The following is a 22,483-nucleotide window of genomic DNA, read 5'->3' on the forward strand; positions in this document are numbered from 1 at the left end:
GACGTTACGAGCGTGGGGAGGAGACGGACAATTGCGGACGTTCGGCATCGTCGAACGCCAGGTCGTTCGAAATGGCCGAATGCCGTCGTGTGTCGGACTTGTCGGTGCAGACGTAGCCTTCCGCTTGTGTCGGGCACCATCCAGTCGGTGGAACGAGCCGCCGCCATCCTGCGAGCACTGGCCATGGAGACCGAGCCGGTGGCGCTGGCGGACGTGGCTCTTGCCGTGGACCTGCCCAAGCCCACCGCACACGGGCTGCTTCGGACGTTGTGCACCGCGGCGCTGGTCGAACAGGACCCCGCCACAGGCGGCTACGCGCTCGGGCCCGAGGTGGTGCTCGTGGGGTCGCAGCGGATCGACCCCAACGAGCTGCGTTCTCGAGCGCTCAACTGGACCGACGCACTGGCAGCACGCACCGGTGAAGCGGTCCGCGTCGGGGCACTGTCCCGCGGTTCGGTCCTGGTGGCCCACCACGTGTTCCGGGCCGACACCCCCGGACAGGTCATCGAGACGGGGACGCGGCTGCCCCTGCACGCCACGGCCCTGGGGAAGGTGCTGCTCGCCTTCGACCCCAGCGCCGTCCGGGCCCTGCCGGGCCGCGAGCTCGAGGCGTTCACCTACCGCACGAGCACGGACCGCTCAGCCCTGCTGCGCCAGCTCGCCGACGTGCGGGACTCCGGCTGGTCGGCCGCCGTCGACGAGCACGTGCCGGGTCTGGCGGAGGTGGCCGCGGTGGTGCGCGACCGTGGAGGCTACGCCGTGGCCGCCGTCGGCGTCGTGGGCCGGGTGGACACCATCTGCGACCACCTGCTGCGACCGCAGCAGGACGTGGTGCGCGAGGTGCTGGCGGCGGGGCGCTCCATCTCCCGCGAGCTCGGTCACGGGCGCGAGCCGTGAGTCCCAGCTACGTCGCCGCCATCGACCAGGGCACGACCTCGACCCGGTGCATCCTCTACGACCACCAGGGCCGCCTCGTTGCCGTGGCCCAGCGACCACACCGGCAGTACTACCCGCGGCCGGGCTGGGTGGAGCACGACGCCGAGGAGATCTGGGACATCACCCGCGACGTGGTGCCCGAGGCCCTGCTCCAGGCCGGTGCCGACCCGAAGGACGTCGTGGCCCTCGGCGTGACGAACCAGCGGGAGACCGTGGTCGTGTGGGACAAGGACACCGGCCAACCGGTGCACCGCGCGATCGTGTGGCAGGACACCCGGACCGCCGGACTGTTGGAGAAGATCCGGGCAGGGCTGCCCGAGCCCGAGATCGTGGCCCGGTCGGGCCTGCCGCTGGTCACGTACTTCTCCGGCTCGAAGCTGCGCTGGCTGGCGGAGGAGGTACCCGGCCTGCGTGAGCGAATGGAGGCAGGGCAGGTCCTGGTCGGGACCATGGACACGTGGATCCTGTGGAACCTGACGGGCGGGACGTCCGGCGGGGTGCACGCGACGGACGTCACGAACGCCAGCCGCACCATGCTGATGAACCTGTCCACCCTCGACTGGGACGACGAGCTCCTCTCGGTCATGGGCATCCCCCGCGCGGTGCTGCCGCGGATCGTCCCGTCCCTGGGGGTGCTGGGCACGACCGTCGACCCCGTCGCCGGCATCCCGGTCGCCGCAGTGATCGGCGACCAGCAGGCCTCGCTCTTCGGGCAGACCGCGTTCGAACCCGGCGAGGCCAAGTGCACCTTCGGGACCGGCAGCTTCCTGCTGCTCAACACCGGCACCGAGCTGGTCCGGTCGCACCACGGGCTCATCAGCACCGTGGCGCACAAGATCGATGGGGAACCAGTGGTCTACGCCCTCGAGGGCGCGGTCGCCGTGGCCGGGGCGCTGGTCCAGTGGTGCCGCGACAACCTGGGCCTCATCCGCTCGCCGGCAGAGATCGAGACCCTCGCCCTGTCCGTTCCCGACAACGGGGGGTGCTACCTCGTTCCCGCGTTCTCTGGCCTGTTCGCCCCGCACTGGGAGGCCCGGGCCCGTGGCCTGGTCGTGGGCCTGACGTCGTACGCGAACAAGGGCCACCTCGCGCGCGCCGTGCTCGAGGCGACGGCCTGGCAGACCCGGGAAGTCGTCGACGCCATGAACAGCGACGCCAAGGTGCCGCTTGCGTCGCTCGCCGTCGATGGCGGGATGACCGCCAACAACCTGCTCATGCAGTGCGTCAGCGACGTGCTCGACGTCCCGGTCGTGCGGCCCATGATGGCCGAGACGGTGGCCCTGGGAGCTGCGTATGCCGCCGGGCTGGCGGTGGGCTTCTGGCCCGACAAACGGGTGCTCCTGTCGAACTGGCACCAAGCCGCGGAGTGGCGGCCCGAGATCGACCGAAGGACGGTCGACCGGGAGTACGGCCGGTGGCGCGACGCCGTCCAGCTGGCACTCCAGTGGGGCCGCTCGCGGGCCGACGACGTCGACTGACTCCTGGCGGGCGCGGGGCTCGGCACCGGGACGGCCCTCCTCGGCGGGTGGTTGCGGCAGCTGCCGACCCCGCCTGTCCCGGTGCGACGGGATCAGCGCTGGTGGCAGCACATCGCATTGCGTCCGCTCCCACAGGGGCAGGGGTCGTGGCGAGCACCTCGGGTGAGGAGCTGCATGACCTCGTCGCCGAAGGTCACCTGCCTCGGGGAGCTCACCAGGTCCAGCAGCCGCGTCCTGGCGATGTTGCCGAGCAGGTAGCCGGGCTCGACGTAGTGGTCGCACGAGTACACGTCGCCGTTGTGCTCCCGGGCCTGCGCCTGTCCGCACGTCTCGCGGAAGATGCACGTGCTGGGCTCGGCGCCGAGCCAGGCCGCCAGGGCCACTCGTCGGTGATCAGCGTGCCGTTGGTCTGGATGGTGTGCTGGAGCCGCTGGCCGGGTCGGCGCAGGCGCTCCGCCAGCCCGACGGCCCGACGGCCCGGCGCCCCGACGGCCCGGCGGGCCGTAGTCCGGGCACACGGGGGCACCCGGTGCCCATCCCACACGGACTCCGCCGCACAGGCCGAACGTCATCGGCGTGGTGACAGGGACCTCGGCCTGGCCGACGAGCCGGCCGTCGAAGTAGGGCTGGGCGACGCCGGGCGCCCCGTGGCCACGCGCGAAGGCCGGCTCCCCCGTGGCCTCGAACTCAAAGCGCAGCTGGTGGCGACCCTCCGGCACGGCCTCGGTCGAGACCACGGTCGGGTAGTCCTTGGCGACGTAGTTGTGCACCCACCGCAGCCGTCCGTCCTTGACGAACAGTGCGTAGCCGGCGTCGCTGCCACCGTGGGACACGAGCATCCCGTCCGCCCCGCCCGGTGGGATCTCGACGTCCGCGGTGATGGCGTGGGACCGGTTCAGGACGTTGACGGCCGAGTTCGACGGGATCGCCTGGGTGTGCGGGTAGTAGACGTAGTGGTCGCGGGGCGGGGCGATGGTCGGCCGTAGCTCCAGGAGTCGCTGGTGGGCGCGCGCGTCGACGGGGAGCACGTTGAACCGGCCGGCCTCGACGTACCAGGTGGCGATCATGGCGACGAGGCGGTCACGGTGCGCGTCGGCGACATCGTGGTTCTCCGCGAAGTCCTCAGCCACGTGGTAGAGCTGCCAGCCGTGGGCATCGAGGTCGGTCAGGACGTCGGCGCTGATCGGCGCACCGAAGGCCTTCCCGGCCTCCGTGAACGACGGGCCCGGGCACGGGCAGACCGCACGCCACCCGTCGTGGTAGAGCGCCGCCCCAGCGGCCACCGGTCATAGGGGCCGGCGGCCGAGATCTGGTCGGCGGGGGTCAGGTGCCACTTGCCGATCGCGTAGGTGCTGTAGCCCTCGTGCTGGAGCATCTCGGACAGGAAACCGTTCTCGAACGGGATGTTCCCGTTCGAGCCGGGGAAGCCGGTCGAACCCTCCGTGATGCACGCCATCGCGGTGCTGTGGTGGTTGCGACCGGTGAGCAGGGAGGCGCGGGTCGGCGAGCACAACGCCGTCGTGTGGAAGCTGTTGTAGCGGATCCCGTGGGCCGCGAGCCGGTCGATGTTCGGTGTGTCGATCGGTCCGCCGTAGCGGCCCAGCTGGGCGAAGCCGACGTCGTCGAGGACCATCATCAGCACGTTCGGCGCACCCTCGCGGGCACGGACCGGCTTCGGCTACGCGGGCGACGACACCTCGGGTGTCCGGCCGATCACGCCAGGAAAGGCCGACCCGGGCTCGTACTCGTTCAACTGTGACATGGTGCCTCCTGTGCCTGCGGACGTCCCGCGACAGCCACTCCAGCGGCTGGCGGAGGCGTGGGCCTCATCCACCACGGATGAGCCGGGCAGCCCGAGGGCGGAATGGGCCTTCGTCCTTGAGGGGCGGCTCCTCAGGCCTCCGCCAGGACGTTCACAGGGTGGACCGCCGCTCCAGGAATGGCCGCATTCACCCGCTCCCAGCTGCTCACAAGCCTGCAGAGACCGTACTCGGGAGGATTCATTGCCGCGGAAAAGAAGCAGCGTGCCGCTGACTCGGAGACCTACAGTCCCCCACTGAGGGGGTGCCTCCGGGTCGGACGCGAGGCCGAGCATCGATCGGGGGAACTGACGTTGACTGAGATGGCAATCCAGGCGTGGTCCGCCCTTCTGGCCACCCCCGTGAGGCGCGGCGGCCTGATGAGGGGCACCCGACGGCTGTGCTGGGTCGAGAGTGGTTCGGGTTCGCCGGCGCTCATCCTCGTCTCGGGCTGTGGTGACACGGCTCTGGAATGGATGGGCGTCATGGGTTCGCTGGCCCAGTGCTCGAGGGTGATCGCCTTCGACCGTGCTGGCCTCGGTGCGAGTGACCCGGCGACCACCCTCACGATCGAGACGGAGATCGACGACCTCACGGCTGTCCTCACCGAGGTCGGCACGGCGGTACTGGTCGGACACAGCTGGGGCGGACTACTGGCGCAGCTCGTGGCCTTCGCCCATCCCGAGATGGTTGCCGGGCTGGTGCTCATAGATCCGCCTCACGAGGACCTCGCGGCGGTGTGGCGGTGGCCGGACCTCGCGTTGTCTTCGGTGGGCGTGGCCTTGGACCGCGTACGGCTGCTCGAGCGAGCCACCAAGGGCGCGGCTCGGAAGTTGGCTCTGCGGTGCACGGATGACGAACAGGTCAAAGCGTTGATAGAGGATGCCTACGTCGCGTCCTGCTCCAGCCCCGGCCAGATCCGCATGGTGCGCCAGGAAGCGTGGCTCACAGAGAGAAGCCGGGCCTTCATCCGGCGCAGCCGCGCGACTTCCTCCCTGCCCGATGGGCCCTTGGTGGTGCTCAGCGCCACCAAGGGCAAGCCGCGACGCTTGGCGGAGTCCTCCACGGCCTTGCACGTGCAGGTGGTGGCAGCGGCCCCTCAGGGCCGGCACGTGATCGCCGATGATGCAGGTCACTACATCCACCATGACCGGCCCGACCTGGTCACGCGAACGGTCGCCGAGGTTGTGGCCGCTGTGCGCGCCCAGCGGGGCTAGCGCGTCGACTCGACGGTCTCGAAGGTCATCCACGTCGGCCGTGACCAGCAGAAACGCCCCCCGGCGGACCGGGGGGCGTCTGGTGGAGCCGCCTAAGGGAATCGAACCCTTGACCTATTCATTACGAGTGAATCGCTCTGGCCGACTGAGCTAAGGCGGCAGGTGCCCATCGGGCACGGAGGTCGAGTATACGGATGGTCCCGGCATTTTCCGAACCGGCTCGGGTCCGGGCCCCGACGGCCCTCCCGAGCACCCCCACCGGGCGTCGAGCACGCCGTCGAGCAGGCCGGCTCGCAGGCAGCCGGACGGTCAGCACTTCGTGTTGTCGGCCGGTGCCTTGCCCTGGGTGTAGTAGTCGTTGACCGCGTTGTCCACGCAGCTGTTCGAGCGGCCGTAGGCCGTGTGACCGTCGCCGTCGAAGGTGATGAGGCGGCCGTTGGCCAGCTGGTCACGCAGGCGCACCGAGCCCTCGTACGGCGTCGCCGGGTCGCGGGTCGTGCCGATGACCACGATCGGCCCGCTGCCCTCCGCCGAGATCGTGTGCGGCTTGGCGTCGGACTTGACCGGCCACACGCCGCACGGCGCGCTCCCCCACGCCATGAACGGGCCCCAGGTCGGCGCCTTCTGCACGAACGACTTCGCCCGCGCCTCGTAGGTCGCCGGGTCGGGCGAGTCGGGGTCGTCGAGGCAGGTGACGGCGTAGTACGCCTCGAGCAGGTTGGAGGTGTACCGCCCGGTCTTGTCGCGGGTCGCGTAGGCGTCGGCGAGGTCCATCAGCGCCGTCCCGTCCCCGGCCTTGGCCCGACCCAGCGCGTCGGTCAGCGTCGTCCACTGCCCCTGGTCGTACATCGCCTGCGCCACGCCGGTGGCCGCCCAGCCCTCAGTGAGCTGGGTGACCCTGACGTCGCCACGCACCGGGATCGGCTGGGTGTCGAGCTGCTTCAGCAGATCACGGAGCGACGCCATGACGGCATCGACCGAAGAACCGAGCGGGCAGCCGCCCTCCTCGACGCACGAGCCGGCCCACGCCCGGGTCGCCCGCTCGAAGCCCTCGGCCTGCCCGAGCGCGAGCTCCTCGGGGGTCGCGTCCGGAGGAACCACGCCGTCGAGGACGAACCGGCCGACCAGCTTCGGGAACAGGCCGGCATACGTGGCGCCGAGGAAGGTGCCGTAGGACTTGCCGAGGTAGTTGAGCTTGGCGTCCCCGAGCGCCGACCGGAGGATGTCCATGTCCTTGGCCGCCTCGACGGTCGAGACGTGCGCAGCGAGCGGTCCGGTGTTGGCGACGCAGGCCTTGCCGAACTGGGCGCCCGAGTCCATGAACGCGCGCTCCTCCGACGCGTTGTCCGGGGTGGGGTCCTGGCCCAGGAAGGTGTCCATCTGGGGGTCCGGCAGGCACTGCACCGGCTCGGAGCGCTCCACACCCCGGGGGTCGAAGCCCACCACGTCGAAGCGCTGCCGCACCGGCTTGCCGACGATGAAGTCCGCCGCCCGCGCGTAGTCCACGCCGGACCCGCCGGGGCCCCCGGGGTTGACCACCAGCGACCCGAGCCGGTCCTTCGGCCGGGTCGCCCGCATGCGCAGCACGCTGAGCCTGATCGTGTCGCCGTCGGGCTTGGCGTAGTCGAGGGGCACGGTGAGCTCGGCGCACTGCCCGGTGCCGCAGCCCTGCCACGACAGGGTCTGCGCGTAGAACTTCGCGAGCGCCTCCGACCCCTGCGGCGGCGTGCGCGAGATCGTGACGCTGGGCTCGGGGGCGGAGTTCGGGTCCCCCTCGAGCAGGGAGCATCCTGAGAGGCCGGTCGCCAGCGCCACGAGGCCGGCGACGAGTGGGAGCCGCCGCACCGTCATGGCCTCGACGCTACACAGCCGGAGGCGTCAGCGCGGAACCCGGAGCGAGATCGCCATCGCCTCGAGGGCCAGCAGGGGCGCGACGTTGAGCCCGATCCGCTCGCGTGCGGTGCCGATGGCGTCCATGGCCGAGAGCAGCTGCTCCGAGGTCATCGAGCGCGCCAGCGCCTGCACGGCGGGCAGGTTGTCCTGGTTGACCAGGCCGATGCCGGCGCCGGAGTGCAGCACCATCGCGTCGCGGTAGACCGACAGCAGGTCGACCAGCGAGCGGTCGAGGACGTCGCGCGAGTGACGGGTGGCGCGGGCCTTCTGCTCGCGCTCGAGCCCGGCCAGCTGGCTGCGGATGTGCGGGGGCTGGGTGCGCGCGGTCGGGTCGGCGCCGAGCACCTCCATGAGCCGTTGCCGCTCGGCGGCGTCCCGCTCGGTCGTCGCGGCGGCCGTCTCCTCGTCGGCGATCGACTTGAGGTCCTCGGCGGCGCCCACCGCGTCGCCGACCCCGTGGATCCTCCCGGCCAGCGCGACCACGTCCCGGCGACGGATCCGCGCCCCCTCGTCGCGCGCCAGCCGCCGCGCGAGGCCGACGTGGCACTGGGCCGCGCGGGCGGCATACAGGGCCATCGGCATCTCGACGCCGTCGCGACGGTGGAGCAGCTCGGCGACGGCCTCGACCGGCGGGGTGCGCAGCCGGACGTGCCGCGACCGGGAGCGGATGGTGATGATGACGTCCTCGACCGAGGGCGCGCACAGGAGCCAGACGGTGCGGGGCGTGGGCTCCTCCAGCGCTTTGAGCAGCGCGTTGGCCGGGGCGTCGGTGAAGGCCGTGAGGCGGTCGGCGTCCTCGATGATGATGATCCGCCAGGCGCCGACGGACGGACGGAGCTGGGCGAGCTGGACCAGCTCGCGGACGTGGGAGACCTTGATCGAGAGCCCCTCCGTCGCCACGACGTCGACGTCGGCGTGGGTGCCGTCGAGCGCGGTGCGGCACTCGCGGCACTCCCCGCACCCGCCCTGGCGGCACTGCAGGGCCGCGGCGAACGCCCGTGCGGCGTTGGAGCGCCCGGAGCCGGGCGGCCCGGTGAACAGCCACGCGTGCGTCATCGCCGAGGGGTCGTCCACCGCGCGCTGCAGGGTCGCGATGGCGGCCTCCTGGCCGATGATGTCCTTCCAGACGCTCACGGCAGGCCCCCCATCGCGCGCAGGCGCTGCACGACCGCGGCGTGGACGTCCTCGGGCGGCAGCGAGCCGTCGACGACGAGGTAGCGCTGCGGGTTGCCCTGCGCCATCGCGAGGTAGTGGGCCCGGATCGCCTCGTGGAAGTCGTCCTGCTCGGACTCGAGCCGGTCGTGCACCTCGCCGCGGCGGCGACGGCCCTCCTGCGCGGAGACGTCGACGACGACGGTGAGGTCGGGCACCAGGCCGTCGACCGCCCACATGTTGAGGTCGTGGATCTCCTGGGCGCCCAGGTCGCGCCCGGCGCCCTGGTACGCCACGGAGGAGTCGGTGTAGCGGTCGGTGAGGACCACGTCGCCCGCCGCGAGCGCCGGGGCGATGACCTGCTCGACGTGGTGGGCCTTGTCGGCCGCGAACAGCAGTGCCTCGGCGCGGGGGGACACGTGGTCGCCGTGCAGGACGAGGGCGCGGATCTCGCGGCCGAGCGGGGTGCCCCCGGGCTGCCGGGTCACGAGCACGGTGCGACCGGCGGCCTCGAAGACGTCACGCAGCAGGGCCACCTGGGTGGACTTCCCCGCCCCGTCGCCCCCCTCGAAGGCGATGAAGAGTCCGTCGGTCACGTGCCGAGCCTAGGCCAGGGGTGGGACAGCACCCCGACGCCGGTATGCCGCGTGGCCGCCACCGCGGGTCAGCCCTGACCGGCGCCGGTCCGGGCCGCCCACTCGGCGGCGGTCACGGCGTGCACGAGGTCGTCCAGCCGCGGCTCCCCGGCGCCCTTGCTCCCGGCAGGCACCTCGGCGACCACCTGGAAGCCGGCCTTCTCCAGCACGCGCTGCGAGGCGCGGTGCGGCGCGAACACGTCGGCGGTCACCAGGGCCAGGTGCAGGTCGGCGAAGGCCAGCCGCAGCACGGCGCGGACCAGCTCGGTCGCCAGGCCGCGCCCCGCGACATCGGGGTGGACCGCGTAGCCGAGGACGCCCAGCCACATGCCGTTGTCGTCGGGCTCGAGCCGCAGGGACAGGTCGGCCACGAGCCGGCCCTCGAGCTCGGCCACCAGTCCCAGTCCCGGCTCCGGGTGCCCCGGTCGTCCACGCTCGGCGAACCGCACGACCCGGTCGTGGACGTCCTCGCGGCTCAGCGCGCTGCGGGTCAGGTAGGTCGCGACGTCGTCGCGGGACCGGTACGCCAGGACGGCGTCGACGTCCTCGAGAGTGATGGGCCGCAACGACATCCGCTCGGTGCGAAGCGGCCAGGCCAGCGACGCCAGGCTCGGTCCGGTGGTGCTCACCGGACCGAGCCTAGGCCCGTGGCGACGCGCTCACCCGGCGTGCCGGGTCAGGGTGGCCAGGTCGGGGGCCGGGTCACCTGGCGGCGACCGGCCGACTCAGCCGGCGTGCCGGTCGGCGTTCGCGTGGATGGCGTCGCGGACGTACTGGGCCAGCCCCGGCTCGAGCTCGTCGTACGTCTTCGTGAACCGGGGGTCGCTGACGTACAGCTCACCCAGCCCGCGATGGGACTCGTGCGACAGCTCGTAGAAGCGGTCGTGGATGTGGCGTCGGTGCGCCTCGGCCGCCTCCATCGCCTCGGGCGAGTCGGGCGCCGCCCCTGCCCGCTTGGCCGCGACGAACGCCGCGTTGACCGCGTCCACCTCGGCCTTGACCCGCTGCCAGTCCTCCTTGGAGTACCCGCTGGTGCGGGCCTGCGACTGCCTCCACGCGTCGGTGTCGCCCCACCGCTCCTCGGCCTCAGCGGCGTACTCGTCCGAGTACCCCTCGCCGAACAGCTCCTTCTGCTCCGCCTTGGTCAGTGCCATGCCTGACTCCTCCTTCTCCAGTGCCTTGTCGATGGCCGCCACCAGCTCGCGCATCTCCTCGAGCCGCTGGGCGACCGCTGCCCGCTGCCGCCGCAGGTGCTGCTGCACGCCCTCGGGGTGGTCGAGCAGCAACCGGACCTCCTCCAGCGCGAAGCCCAGTCGGCGGTAGACCACCACGTGCTGCAGCCGGGTCAGGTCGTCGGCGGTGTAGAGCCGGTAACCGGCCCGCGACCGCTCGGTGGGCTGGACCAGCCCGATCTCGTCGTAGTGGTGCAGCGTGCGCACTGTGACGCCGAGCTCGTCGGCCACCTGGCCCACCGTGAGCAGCTGCTCCGTCCCCGTGGTCATGGCACCCACTGTGGCGCCTCACGCCGCGTGAGGGTCAAGCCCGTTGCAGGAGCCGCCGGGTGAGCAGGGCCATGGCGAGCATCGTCACCGCCGCGACGACCTCGGTCACCTGCATCCCCGACAGGTATGCCGCCCGGCCGGCCTCGACGACGGGACGCCCCGCCTGCTCGGGCAGGTGGGAGGCCGCGACGAGTGCCCCGGCGAGGCTGTCGTGACCGCTCGCGCGCGTGGTTGCGTCGAGGCCCTCGGGAAGCAGGTCGTCGACTCGCGCCCGGTAGCCCGCGGCCAGGACGCTGCCCAGCAGGGCGATGCCCAGCGCCCCGCCGAGCTCGCTGGTGGTCTCGAAGAGCCCCGACACCGCTCCGGCCCGCTCGGGCGGTGCGACCCCGAGGACGTAGTCGGTCACGAGGGTCAGGATGGCCACCGTCCCGCTGGCCACGACGCCCGCGCCCACGAGGACCACGGCCAACGGGCTCCCCGGCCCGACGGTGGCCAGGACCCCGAAGCCCGCTGCGGCGACGGCGAACCCGAGCGCCATGACGCGCGCTCGACCGACTCGGCCCGCGAGCGCGGCAGCCGTGGGCGCCGCCGCCGCGACGGCCACGGAGGGCACGAGGCCCCACAGGGCAGCCCGCAGGGGACTCATGCCGAGGACGCTCTGGAGGTACTGCGTCATGACGATCGCGTTGCCCATGACACCGAACATGCCGGCCACGTTGACGGCCACCGCTCCCCCGACCCGACGGTCCCGGAACAGACCCGGGTCGACGAGGGGGTGGGCGGCCCGCCGCTGGCGCAGGACGAAGACGACACCGAGGACCAGCCCCACCACACCCGACAGGGACGCCCGAGCCGACCAGCCGTCCGCCGCCGTCGACTTCACGGCGTAGATGCACGGCAGCAAGGCCCCCAGCGACAGCACGACACTGGCGAGGTCGAGGGGGCGCTGCTCCACGGACCGCGACTCGGGCAGCAGGAGGGGCCCCAGGACGAGCAGCAGGGCCATGACCGGGAGGTTCACGAGGAAGACCGATCCCCACCAGAAGTGCTCGAGCAGCACGCCGCCGAGGACGGGGCCGAGCCCCACACCCCCCGACATCACCGCGCTCCAGACCGCGACCGCCCTGGCCCGGTCGGCCTCGCGGTCGAAGAGGTTGCGGACGAGCGCGAGGGTCGAGGGCATCAGGGTCGCGCCACCGACCCCCAGCAGCGCCCGGGCACCGATGAGCATCGCCGCCGAGGACGCGTAGGCGGCGACGAGCGAGGCGGCGCAGAACGTGGCCGCGCCGAGCAGCAGGAGCCGTCGGCGCCCGATCCGGTCGCCGACGGCTCCCATGGTGAGCAGCAGGCCGGCGAGGACGAAGCCGTAGACGTCGAAGACCCAGAGCATCTGCGTCGCGCTCGGCTGCAGGTCCCGCGCGATGAAGGGCACAGCGAAGAAGAGGACCGACACGTCCATCGACGCGACGAGCAAGGGCAGGCACAGGACGGCGAGCGCGACCCACTCACGGCGGCCGGCCGGGGCACCGGAGGGGTCTGCGACGGTCGCTGCGCCCGGGGAGTCGGCGGCGACCGCGCGGTCGGGAGGGGAGGAGCTGGTCATGGGAACCTCACTGTGTATATCGCATACTGTTGACGTGGTACACGGAAAGGTAGAGTCAATATGTGTATCTGGCAAGCAGTTACCTTCTAGGCTGGTGCCGTGCACCCCGAGCCGACGCCCGTCCCCCGGTACCTCCGCCTCCTGTGGGGGGTCGACGAGGGCGGGCGGCGCGGACCCAAGCCGGGCCGATCGATCGAGGAGATCGGCAGCGCGGCCGTCGCCATCGCCGACCGTCACGGCCTGGCCGGCGTCTCCATGAAGGCGGTCGCGGCGTCACTCGGGCTCACCACGATGTCGCTGTACCGGTACGTCGACTCCAAGGACGAGCTGTACGCGGTCATGCTGGACACGGCCTACGGCCGGCCGGACCTGGCGACCACGGCGCGAGGCGCCTGGCGGGGCCGGCTCGAGCGGTGGGCGCGCGCGATCGCGGCCCGTCGGCTGGAGCACCCCTGGAGCGTGACCGTGCCGCTGGCGGAGCCCCCCGCCACGCCCAACACGGCACAGTGGACCGAGTGCGGACTTCAGGCGTTCACACCGACGAACCTGACCGCCCAGCAACGCTTCTCGTCGCTGCTGCTCATCGACGGCTTTGTCCAGCAGCACATCCGCCAGTCGCTGCAGCTCGGCTTCCTGACCGAGGGCGGCGAGCCGCGGCCGGGCCACGACTCCTACCCGCAGAACCTCCAGGCGCTCGCCGACCCGGCGCGGTTCCCACTGCTGCTCTCAGGGGCCGCAGAAGCGATGGACCCGGGCGAGCCGGACGACTTCTTCGCGAGCGAGCTCGACTTCGGGCTGCGGACGATCCTCGACGGCATCGCCGCCCAGGTCGGCTGAGGCACGGCGCTCAGAGGTCGCGGGCGTGACGGCGCCTGCGCTGCCACGCCACCAGGCCGTTGCGGGCGGTGCCCCAGATCCCGTGCCGGAAGGCGAGCACGATCACCACAAAGATCGCGCCGGTGATGATCCCGGTGCCCTCGAACCCGGACGACGCCAGCTGGTCCTCCAGGACGACCACGAGGGCCGCCCCCACGGCCGGGCCCCAGATCGTGCCGATGCCGCCGAGGACGGTGATGAGCACGACCTTGCCCGATGTGGTCCAGACGAGCTCCTGCAGCGAGGCGAACCCGTGGCTGATGGAGAACACCCCGCCGGCGAGGCCCGCGAGCCCGGCCGACAGCACGAACGCCATGATCTTGTAGCGCTCGACGTCGTAGCCGAGCGCCCTGGCGCGCGCGGGGTTGTCGCGGATCGCGACCAGCACGCGCCCGAACGGGCTGTTGACGGCCCGCCACGCGATGAAGACGCCGAGCAGGATCAACGGGAGGGCGGCGTAGTAGAAGTAGAACGCGTCGGAGTTGACGAGGTCGGTGAGCCCACCGAGGTTCTTCGGGATCCCCTGCAGGCCGTTCTCACCGCCGGTGACGTCGCGCCACTGGTTGGCGATGAAGTACACCATCTGGGCGAACGCCAGGGTGACCATGGCGAAGTAGATGCCGGTCCGGCGCACCGAGAGGTACCCGATCGGCACGGCGAGCACCATCGCGACGACGGCGCCACCGAGGACGGCGACCGGGAAGGGCAGGCCGAGGTTCGTCGCGATGAGGCCGGTCGTGTAGGCCGACGTACCCCAGAAGGCCGCGTGGCCGAACGACAGCAGCCCGGTGTACCCCAGCAGCAGGTCGACCGAGATCGCGAACAGCGCCCAGGCGGCGATGTCCATGGCCACCGGCGGGTAGATGAACCACGGCAGGGCCAGGGTGACGACGAGCCCGACGACCAGCACCACCCAGCGCACGACGGGGCGCCGGTCGCCGAGCACCGGGGTGCCCGGCAGCTCGACGTCGACGCGCTGCTCCAGCTGCGAGCTCATGCGGACTCCTCCCGGCCGAACAGGCCGCTGGGCCGGACCAGGACCACCAGCGCCATGAGCACGAAGATGAGGACCTGGGAGATCGGTCCGTAGTACCCCTGCCCGTACGCCTCGACCAGCCCGACGAGGAACCCGGCGACGACCGCCCCGAGGATCGAGCCGAGGCCGCCGATGACGACGATCGCGAACAGGATGATGACGAAGTTGGACCCCATGTCCGCGTTGATGGCGCGGTAGGGGGCGGCGAGCACGCCCGACAGCCCGGCCAGGGCGATCCCGAAGCCGAACACCGGCGTCACCCAGCGGGCCACGTTGATGCCCAGGGCTCGTGACCGCTCGGCATCCTCCGTCGAGGCGCGGACGATCATGCCCACCCGGGTCCTGGTGAGGACCAGCCACACGACGGCGCAGACGAGCAGGGAGAACCCCGCCGCGAACAGCTGGTAGCTCGACAGGTCGACGCTGCCCAGGCTGATCCGGCCGCGCAGCCCCGCGGGGACCTCGTAGGGCTGGGAGGAGACGCCGTAGAGCCGCTTCATGAGGTCGACGGTGAACAGGGTCAGCCCGAACGTGAGCAGGAAGTTGTAGAGGGGGTCGAGCCTGAGCAGCCACTGCACGAAGAGCCGCTCCATGGCCACCCCGACCACGAACATGAGCAGCGGCACGATTGCCAGGGCCGGCCAGAAGCCCAGGCCCAGGTTCTTCAGCATCAGCGCGGAGATCATCGCGCCGAGCATGTAGCAGGCGCCGTGGCTGAAGTTGACGACCCCGAGGACGCCGAAGATGACGGCCAGCCCCAGCGCGGCGAGGGCGTAGAACCCGCCGGCCGCGAGGCCTTGGAGGGTGTACTGCAGGAAGTCGCTCACGCGAGGTCCTCTCCGGGAGGGTGGTCGACGGTCGGCGGGGTGGACCGGAGGGGCGCCGCCCGCCCACGGGGCGGGCGGCATACCTCAGGACGTCGAAGGGCGTTGCGCCGAAAGGGGAACGGTCACATCGTGCAGTCGGGCGACGGCGGCGCGTAGGCCTCGTTGGCGGGGATGGTCTTGATGACCTGCTCGAGGTCCCACTCCTCCTTGACCTGGTCCTTGCTCTTGACCTTGACCTGGTAGACGTCGTGGACGACGTTGTGGTCGGCGGCACGCACCTCGCCGTTGCGCAGGAACATGTCGTTGATCTTCTTGCCCTCGAGCTGCTTGACGACGGCGTCGCTGTTGTCGGTGCCGGCTGCCTGCACGGCCTCGAGGTAGTTCAGGGCGGCGGAGTAGTTGCCGGCGTGGGCGAACGACGGGCGCACCTTGGTCTTGGCCATGAACTTGTCGGCCCAGGCGCGGTTCTGGTCGTCGAAGTTCCAGTACCACGCGTCGGTGAAGGTGGTGCCGTTGAACTGGTCGACGCCCAGGTTGTGGATGTCCGTGATGAACATGAGGCCGACGGCGAGCTTGGTGGTGCTGGCGATGCCGGACTGGTTGTACTGCTTGATGAAGTTCACCAGGTCGCCACCGGCGGCCATGATGCCGATGACGTCCGGCTTGGACGAGGCGGCCTTGGTGATGAACGTGGCGTAGTTGTCGTTCGGGAACGGCGTCGCGATCTTCTGCTGGACGGTGCCCCCGGCGCGCTCGACCGCCGCGCTGTAGGACTTGGTCATGTCCTGGCCGAACGCGTAGTCGGGGTAGACGATCGACCACTTCTTGCCGCCGGACTGGACCGTGGCGGCACCGTTGCCGGACGCCAGCATGTACGTGTCGTAGGCCCAGTGGAACGTGTACTTGTTGCACGACTTGCCGGTGAGGGCTGTCGTGCCGGCGCCGATGTCGATGAACAGCTTCTTCTTCGCCTTCGCCTGGGTGGCCACCGCGAGCGCAGCCGAGGACGTCGGCACGTCGAGGATGATGTCGGCCTTGTCGCGGTCGTACATCTCCTGCGCCTTGGTGTTGGCGATGTCGGGCTTGTTCTGGTGGTCGGCCGAGACGATCTCGATGTCCTTGGCCACCGCCTTGTCGCCGTACTTCGCCTTGTAGTCGTCGACCGCCATCTGGATCGCGACCTTGGAGTTGGGGCCGGACAGGTCCTTGTAGACGCCGGACTGGTCGTTGAGCAGGCCGAGGACGACCTTGCCGTCGCTGATCTTGCCGCCGGCCGAGGCCGGGCCGCCCCCGCCGCAGGCGGCGAGCACGAGGCTGCCGGTGACGGCGGTGGCCGTGACAGCCAGGGACTTCCGGGCGAAGCGGGAGTTCCCGTTCTTGGAGCGCTTCATGTTCCCCTCCGGGGGTGTCGAGGTGGTGCGTCGGTATGCCGGGTGGCGGGTGCTACATGCCGAGGTACTCGAGGAGCTCGGACGTGCGGGACTGGAAGGAGTCGTTGTCGAGCGACTCCACGACCCGGCCCTGGGCGAGCAGGTAGTGCCGGTCGGCGACGGTGGAGGCGAACGCCACGTTCTGCTCCACGAGCAGGACCGAGACGCCCTGCTCCTTGATCTGGCGGATGATCTCGCCGATCCGCTGGACGATGACGGGCGCGAGGCCCTCGCTCGGCTCGTCGAGCAGCAGCAGCCGCGAGCCCATCCGCAGCACCCGGGCCATGGCGAGCATCTGCTGCTCGCCGCCGGAGAGCTTGGTGCCGGGGAAGTCGCGACGCTCGTGCAGCACGGGGAACTGCTCGTAGACCTGGTCCAGGCTCCACGCGGCGTCGGACACGACCGGGGGGAGCCGGAGGTTCTCGGCCACCGACAGGGTCGCGTAGATGCCGCGGTCGTCCGGCACCCAGCCGATCCCGGCCCTGGCGCGCCGGTCCGGGCTGGTGCGGCCGAGGTCGCGGCCGGCCCAGGACACCGTGCCCCTTGCCTGCTTGTGCAGCCCCATGACGGAGCGGAGCAGGGTGGTCTTGCCGGCACCGTTGCGACCGACCAGGGTGACGACCTCCCCCGGCCGCACCTGCAGGTCGACGTCGGTGAGGACGCGCGCCTCGCCGTACCAGGCCGAGAGGCCGGACAGCTCGAGGGTGGCGGTGTCGGTCATGGGGTCACCCGGCCTGTCCGAGGTAGGCGGTGACCACGCGCTCGTCGCCCCGAACCTGGTCGTAGGTCCCCTGGGCGAGGACCTGCCCCGACTGGAGCACGGTGACGGTGTCGGCCAGCGAGCCGACGACGTGCATGTTGTGGTCGACGAACACGACGGTGCGGCCGGCCGCGACCTTCTTGACCAGCGCGATGGTGCGGTCGACGTCCTCCAGGCCCATCCCGGCCGTCGGCTCGTCGAGCAGGAGCAGCCGGGGGTCGAGGGCGAGCGCGAGGGCGAGCTCGAGGGCGCGCTTCTGGCCGTAGGCCAGCGAGCCGGCCGCCACGCCGGACCGGTCGGCGAGGCCCACCTCGTCGAGCAGCTCCATGGCCCGGTCGCGGAACTGCCGCATCTGGCGCGAGGAACGCCAGAACCGGTAGCCCAGCCCGGTGGGCGAGGCGAGGGCGAGCTCGACGTGGTCGACCGCGCTCATCTGGTCGAAGAGGCTGGTGATCTGGAACGACCGGGCGATGCCGAGGTGGGCGACCTGCTCGGGCTGTAGGCCGGTGATGTCCCGGCCGCCGAAGCTGATCACCCCCGACGTCGGCGCGAGGAAGCCGGTCAGCAGGTTGAACAGCGTGGTCTTGCCGGCGCCGTTGGGACCGACGAGCGCGTGGACGGTGCCCTCGGCGACCTCGAGGCTGACGTCGCAGACGGCCCGGAAGCCGCGGAACTCCTTGGTGAGCCCGCGGGTCTCCAGCAGCGTCTGCGCGGAGCCGTGGCTGGCCTCGGTCGGCACCGGCACCTCCTCGTGCGGGCTGGCGACGGGCGGGGGTACCCGTCGCGGTTCCCGAAACCCTAGGGCCGCCCCCCCAGGTCGGACATGGCCGGGTCATCCACACAAAGGGGACATGACATGTTTGCACACCACATCGGGCGGGGTGCTGGTTCGCGCCCGTTCCCGCGCTGCCGGTGCGGGGTGCGGCCGCCGGACCGGGGCAGGGTGCTCAGTGCCAGCGGTCGGGGTGCACGTCCCCCGGCACGTCGGCCGCGGGGTCGTAGGGCGTGCGGGTGAACCGGAACGAGCCGAGGTCGAGGTGGCCGACCCGGCCGTCCGCGTCACGCACGGCGACGAGCGGCTCACCCTCGTGGTACCCGTCGAGCCCCACCCATCCTCCGCCGGTGGGCCGGAACCGTGACCCGCGGTGGACGCCGGGCTCGCCCAGGACGAGGTGCCCGTCCGTGGCCAGCCGCAGCGTGTACGCCGTGGTGCCCCAGTACCAGTCGCCGACGAGCTCGAGGCCGTCGGCCTGGGCCGCATCGGCCGACCACGGCGCCGGCGGCAGCGGCTCCCGCTCGCCGAGCAGGGTGAGCAGGTCCTGCGAGAGCGTGGCCGACATCCCCGAGGTCGCGTTGGCGAAGAGCACGCAACCGTCACCGCTCTCGCGGTCGACGCGCAGCGACGCCAGGAAGCCGGGCATCGAGCCGCCGTGCCCGGCATACCGGCGTCCCTCGAGGTTCCACACCTGCCACCCGAGGCCGTGGGCCGCCGTCCAGGGCTGGCCCGGCGCGTCGTTGACCACGATCGGCAGGCACATCTCCTCGAGGGTCGCCGGGGCGAGCAGCCCCTCGGTGCGGCCGGCGAGGAAGGCGGCCCAGCGCGACAGGTCCTCGGTGGTAGACCAGAGCTGCCCGGCGGGCGCCATGGCGCCCGCGTCGTGCTCGGGCTCGACGTGGAGCAGGTCCGCGAGCGGGTGCACGCCCCAGCCCGCAGCGGCAGGCGGCTCGGGCCGGGTCGTGGTGCGGGTCATGCCGAGCGGCTCGAGCAGCAACGCGCGGACGGCCTCGTCCCACGGCACCCCGCGGAGCCGGGCCACGACCTCGCCGAGGACGGCATACCCGACGTTGGAGTAGTGGAAGCGGGCACCGGGGCGGAACCGCAGCGCCGGCCGGCTGGCGACCAGCGCCGCCCAGTCGTCGCCAGCGGTGCGCTCCCACCACGGGCCGCTCGTCTCGGCCTGCAGGCCCGAGCTGTGCGAGAGGAGCTGGGCCACCGTGACGCCGGAGAGGTCCGAACCCGCCACCTCGGGCAGCAGCGCGACGACGGTGTCGGACAGGTCGAGCCGGCCCTCGTCACGCAGCCGCATCACCTCGACCGCCACGAAGGTCTTGGTGATCGAGCCGATCCGGTACTGCGTGCCGGTGGTGGCCGGCTCGCCCCCGCTGCGGCCGTCGAGCGTGCCGACCGCATCGGACCAGACGACCTCACCGCCCCGCACGAGTGCTGCCGCGACCGACGGAAGGCGTTGCCGCGACTGCTCGCTCGCCAGGCGGAGCGACAGCTGCCGGCTGGTGGCCGGGTCGAGCACGGTCACGTCAGGACTTCTTCGCCACGGACTTCTTGGCCGCAGCCTTCGTGGCGGTGGCCTTCTTCGCCGCCGTCTTCTTCGTGGTCGTCTTCTTGGCCGCCCGCTTGCGCGTGGTCGGCCCCTTGGCTCGCTTCTCGGCGAGCAGCTCGGCGCCGCGCTCGGCGGTGATCGACTCGGGGTCGTCGGCCTTGCGCAGGGTCGCGTTGGTCTCGCCGTCGGTGACGTACGGGCCGAAGCGGCCGTCCTTGACCAGCATCGGCTTGCCCGACACCGGGTCAGGGCCGAGCTCCTTGAGCGCCGCCGCGGCCGCGCGCCCACGCTGCTTGGGCTGGGCGTAGATCGCGAGCGCCTCCTCGAGGGTGATGTCGAAGAGCTGCTGCTCCGTCGCCAGCGAACGGGAGTCGGTGCCCTTCTTGAGGTAGGGACCGTAGCGGCCGTTCTGCGCGGTGATCTCGACCGCGGTGCCGTCCTCCTCCGTCGTCGTGCCGACGACGCGGGGCAGGCTGAGGAGCTTGAGGGCGGTGTCGAGGTCGATCGTGGCCAGGTCCATGTCCTTGAACAGGCTGGCGGTGCGCGGCTTGGCCTTCGCCTTGCCCTTGCCCTTGGTGGCCGTCTCCTCCTCGGGCAGCACCTCGGTCACGTACGGGCCGTACCGGCCGGCCTTGGCGACGATGTCGCGGCCCGTGGCCGGTTCCTGTCCCAGGACGCGGCCGTCGTCGGCGGACTGCTCCAGCAGCTCGCGCGCCTTCTCGGGCGTCATCTCGTCCGGGGCGATGTCGTCGGTGATGGTGGCGCGACGCGGGGTGTCGCCGGCGCCGTCGGTCATCTCACCGGTCGCGGCGTCGACGCCCTTCGGCACGGTCTCCTCGACGTACGGGCCGTAGCGGCCCACCCGCACGACGATCCCGTCGCCGATCGGGATGGTCGAGATCTCGCGGGCGTCGATCTCGCCGAGGTCCTCGACGAGCTGCTTGAGCCCGAGGTGGGCCGAGCCGGCGTCGGGCAGACCGGGCTTGCCGGCCACCAGCGCGCCGTCGCCCTCGCCGAAGTAGAAGCGCTGGAGCCACGCTGCCCGCTGCTCGTCGCCTCCGGCGATGCGGTCGAGGTCCTCCTCCATCGAGGCGGTGAAGTCGTAGTCGACGAGCTCGCTGAAGTGCTCCTCGAGCAGCCGGGTCACGGCGAACGCCAGCCAGGTCGGCACCAGGGCGGACCCGCGGGTGTTGACGTAGCCGCGGTCCTGGATCGTGCCGACCGTCGAGGCGTAGGTCGACGGGCGACCGATCCCCTTCTCCTCCATGGCCTTCACGAGCGTCGCCTCGGTGTAGCGCGGCGGCGGCGTGGTCTCGTGTCCGTCGGCCTCGGCGCGCACCACGGTCAGCGGGACGCCCTCGCTCAGCTTGGGCAGGCGGCGCTCCTCCTCCGCCTCCGCGGCCTTGGAGGCGCGCTCCTCGTCGCGGCCCTCCTCGTACGCCGCGAGGAACCCGCGGAACGTGATGACGGTGCCGGACGCGCTGAACTCGACCACGCGGCCGTCGTCGAGCGTGCCGCCGAGCCTGACGGTGGCGGTCGAGCCGCGCGCGTCGGCCATCTGCGAGGCGACGGTGCGCTTCCAGATCAGCTCGTAGAGGGCGAACTCGTCACCGCGCAGCTCGCCGGCCACCTGGGCCGGTGTGCGGAAGCGGTCCCCCGCGGGGCGGATGGCCTCGTGGGCCTCCTGCGCGTTCTTGACCTTCTTCTCGTACAGGCGCGGCGACTGCGGCACGTACTCGGCGCCGTACAGGTCGCGGGCCTGCTGGCGCGCCGCGGTGAGGGCGGCCTCCGACAGCGTGGTGCTGTCGGTACGCATGTAGGTGATGTAGCCGTTCTCGTACAGGCGCTGCGCGACGCGCATGGCGTTCTTGCTCGACAGCCGCAGCTTGCGCGACGCCTCCTGCTGCAGCGTCGAGGTCGTGAACGGCGCGGACGGGCGGCGGGTGTACGGCTTCTCCTGGACGCTCGTCACGCCCACCGGGCAGGTCAGCACCTGCGTGGCGATGGACGTCGCCGTGGCCTCGTCGAGGTGGACGACGCTGGAGCCCTTGAGGGAGCCGTCGTCGTGGAAGTCGCGGCCCATCGCGACCCGGCTGCCGTCGACCGAGGTCAGCCGCGCCGTGAACTGGTTGGACGCCCCGTCGGGGGTGAAGTCGCCCTCGACGTCCCAGTAGGACGCACGCACGAAGGCCATCCGCTCGCGCTCCCGCTCGACGACGATGCGGGTGGCGACCGACTGCACGCGCCCGGCGGACAGGCCCGCCTTGACCTTGCGCCACAGGACCGGGCTGACCTCGTAGCCGTAGAGCCGGTCGAGGATGCGGCGGGTCTCCTGCGCGTCGACGAGCGCGGTGTCGAGGTCGCGGGTGTCACTGGCGGCCCGCTGGATGGCCTCCTTGGTGATCTCGTGGAACACCATCCGCTTGACCGGCACCTTGGGCTTGAGCACCTCGAGCAGGTGCCAGGCGATGGCCTCGCCCTCGCGGTCCTCATCCGTGGCGAGGTAGAGCTCGTCGGCGCCCTTGAGCAGCCGCTTGAGCTCGGCGACCTTCTTCTTCTTGTCGCTGTCGACGACGTAGTACGCCTCGAACCCGTTGTCGACGTCGACCCCGAACCGGCCGAACGGGCCCTTCTTGATCTCGGCGGGCATCTCCGAGGGGGTCGGGATGTCGCGGATGTGGCCCACCGACGCCTCGACGTCCCAGTCCTTGCCCAGGTAGCCGCCGATGGTCTTGGCCTTCGCCGGCGACTCGACGATGACGAGCTTGCGCCCCGTGCTCACAGATCAACCTGCCGTCCTGCTCCCATGTGCAGCGGATTCGTCGCTGCGTGGACATGGCAACGCAAGAGACGGTAGCCGAGCCCGTCAAGTTCGCCGCCGCGGGTCCCGGTCGCCACCGGTCCCGATCGCCACGGGTCCGGATCGCCACGGCTCCGGTCACCACGGGTCCGGTCACCACGGGTCCGGTCACCGGGGGTCCCGACGAGGCCCGCTGGGAT

At 71.6% G+C, this 22,483-nt stretch carries 19 protein-coding genes and 1 tRNA gene; 4 read left to right on the forward strand and 16 right to left on the reverse strand.

The window, feature by feature from the left end:
• The first annotated feature begins 126 nt into the window (after positions 1-126).
• Together ACYVDO_RS05580 and glpK are read left to right on the forward strand one after the other, a co-directional pair.
• Positions 127-897, forward strand: a complete 771-nt coding sequence (locus ACYVDO_RS05580) for an IclR family transcriptional regulator (protein WP_460933598.1) — start codon at positions 127-129, stop codon at positions 895-897.
• Positions 894-2,414, forward strand: a complete 1,521-nt coding sequence (gene glpK / locus ACYVDO_RS05585; RefSeq protein WP_460933600.1) for a glycerol kinase GlpK — start codon at positions 894-896, stop codon at positions 2,412-2,414. Before ACYVDO_RS05580 ends, glpK begins: the two co-directional genes overlap by 4 nt.
• Positions 2,415-2,506: 92 nt before the next feature.
• Here glpK and ACYVDO_RS05590 read toward each other — a convergent pair whose 3' ends face one another.
• Positions 2,507-3,697, reverse strand: coding sequence for an SPASM domain-containing protein (locus ACYVDO_RS05590; RefSeq protein ID WP_460933601.1), 1,191 nt, complete (start codon positions 3,695-3,697; stop codon positions 2,507-2,509).
• Positions 3,580-4,050, reverse strand: coding sequence for a sulfatase-like hydrolase/transferase (locus ACYVDO_RS05595; RefSeq protein WP_460934269.1), 471 nt, complete (start codon positions 4,048-4,050; stop codon positions 3,580-3,582). The genes ACYVDO_RS05590 and ACYVDO_RS05595 overlap by 118 nt, the downstream gene beginning before the upstream one ends.
• 486 nt (positions 4,051-4,536) lie before the next feature.
• Between ACYVDO_RS05595 and ACYVDO_RS05600 the strand changes: the two genes are divergently transcribed.
• Positions 4,537-5,430 carry an alpha/beta fold hydrolase gene (locus ACYVDO_RS05600; protein ID WP_460933603.1) on the forward strand — a complete coding sequence of 298 codons (894 nt, stop codon included), beginning with the start codon at positions 4,537-4,539 and terminating at the stop codon, positions 5,428-5,430.
• Between the two features lie 83 nt (positions 5,431-5,513).
• On the opposite strand, the gene ACYVDO_RS05605 is transcribed toward ACYVDO_RS05600, so the two are convergent.
• From ACYVDO_RS05605 to ACYVDO_RS05635, 7 genes are all read right to left on the reverse strand, one after another.
• Positions 5,514-5,590: transfer RNA gene (locus tag ACYVDO_RS05605), tRNA-Thr, on the reverse strand.
• A 149-nt stretch (positions 5,591-5,739) separates the two neighbouring features.
• Complete coding sequence (locus ACYVDO_RS05610; protein WP_460933605.1) at positions 5,740-7,281, reverse strand: alpha/beta hydrolase; 1,542 nt, start codon at positions 7,279-7,281, stop codon at positions 5,740-5,742.
• 27 nt (positions 7,282-7,308) lie between these two features.
• Positions 7,309-8,457 (reverse strand): DNA polymerase III subunit delta', encoded by a 1,149-nt coding sequence (locus ACYVDO_RS05615; RefSeq protein WP_460933607.1) that lies wholly within the window; start codon positions 8,455-8,457, stop codon positions 7,309-7,311.
• On the reverse strand, positions 8,454-9,071 hold the full coding sequence (tmk, locus tag ACYVDO_RS05620) for a dTMP kinase (RefSeq protein WP_460933609.1): 618 nt from the start codon (positions 9,069-9,071) through the stop codon (positions 8,454-8,456). The genes ACYVDO_RS05615 and tmk overlap by 4 nt, the downstream gene beginning before the upstream one ends.
• A 68-nt stretch (positions 9,072-9,139) precedes the next feature.
• Entirely contained in the window at positions 9,140-9,739 is a 600-nt protein-coding gene (locus ACYVDO_RS05625; RefSeq protein WP_460933611.1) for a GNAT family N-acetyltransferase, read from the reverse strand.
• 96 nt (positions 9,740-9,835) lie between these two features.
• Positions 9,836-10,612, reverse strand: a complete 777-nt coding sequence (locus ACYVDO_RS05630) for a MerR family transcriptional regulator (protein WP_460933613.1) — start codon at positions 10,610-10,612, stop codon at positions 9,836-9,838.
• A 34-nt stretch (positions 10,613-10,646) separates the two neighbouring features.
• Positions 10,647-12,215 carry an MFS transporter gene (locus ACYVDO_RS05635; RefSeq protein ID WP_460933615.1) on the reverse strand — a complete coding sequence of 523 codons (1,569 nt, stop codon included), beginning with the start codon at positions 12,213-12,215 and terminating at the stop codon, positions 10,647-10,649.
• 99 nt (positions 12,216-12,314) lie between these two features.
• Between ACYVDO_RS05635 and ACYVDO_RS05640 the strand changes: the two genes are divergently transcribed.
• A complete protein-coding gene (locus ACYVDO_RS05640) occupies positions 12,315-13,052 on the forward strand; it encodes a TetR/AcrR family transcriptional regulator (protein WP_460933617.1) in 738 nt (245 codons plus the stop codon).
• 10 nt (positions 13,053-13,062) lie between these two features.
• Here ACYVDO_RS05640 and ACYVDO_RS05645 read toward each other — a convergent pair whose 3' ends face one another.
• From ACYVDO_RS05645 to topA, 7 genes are all read right to left on the reverse strand, one after another.
• Positions 13,063-14,088, reverse strand: a complete 1,026-nt coding sequence (locus tag ACYVDO_RS05645) for a branched-chain amino acid ABC transporter permease (protein WP_460933618.1) — start codon at positions 14,086-14,088, stop codon at positions 13,063-13,065.
• Positions 14,085-14,954, reverse strand: a complete 870-nt coding sequence (locus ACYVDO_RS05650; protein ID WP_460933620.1) for a branched-chain amino acid ABC transporter permease — start codon at positions 14,952-14,954, stop codon at positions 14,085-14,087. Before ACYVDO_RS05650 ends, ACYVDO_RS05645 begins: the two co-directional genes overlap by 4 nt.
• Before the next feature lie 122 nt (positions 14,955-15,076).
• A complete protein-coding gene (locus ACYVDO_RS05655; protein ID WP_460933622.1) occupies positions 15,077-16,345 on the reverse strand; it encodes an ABC transporter substrate-binding protein in 1,269 nt (422 codons plus the stop codon).
• Between the two features lie 52 nt (positions 16,346-16,397).
• Positions 16,398-17,105, reverse strand: a complete 708-nt coding sequence (locus ACYVDO_RS05660; protein WP_460933624.1) for an ABC transporter ATP-binding protein — start codon at positions 17,103-17,105, stop codon at positions 16,398-16,400.
• 4 nt (positions 17,106-17,109) lie between these two features.
• A complete protein-coding gene (locus ACYVDO_RS05665) occupies positions 17,110-17,883 on the reverse strand; it encodes an ABC transporter ATP-binding protein (RefSeq protein ID WP_460933626.1) in 774 nt (257 codons plus the stop codon).
• Positions 17,884-18,091: 208 nt separating this feature from the next.
• Positions 18,092-19,459, reverse strand: a complete 1,368-nt coding sequence (locus ACYVDO_RS05670) for a serine hydrolase domain-containing protein (RefSeq protein WP_460933628.1) — start codon at positions 19,457-19,459, stop codon at positions 18,092-18,094.
• A 1-nt stretch (position 19,460) separates the two neighbouring features.
• On the reverse strand, positions 19,461-22,265 hold the full coding sequence (topA, locus tag ACYVDO_RS05675; RefSeq protein WP_460933630.1) for a type I DNA topoisomerase: 2,805 nt from the start codon (positions 22,263-22,265) through the stop codon (positions 19,461-19,463).
• Between the last annotated feature and the right edge of the window lie 218 nt (positions 22,266-22,483).

Source organism: Phycicoccus ginsengisoli (assembly GCF_054779295.1).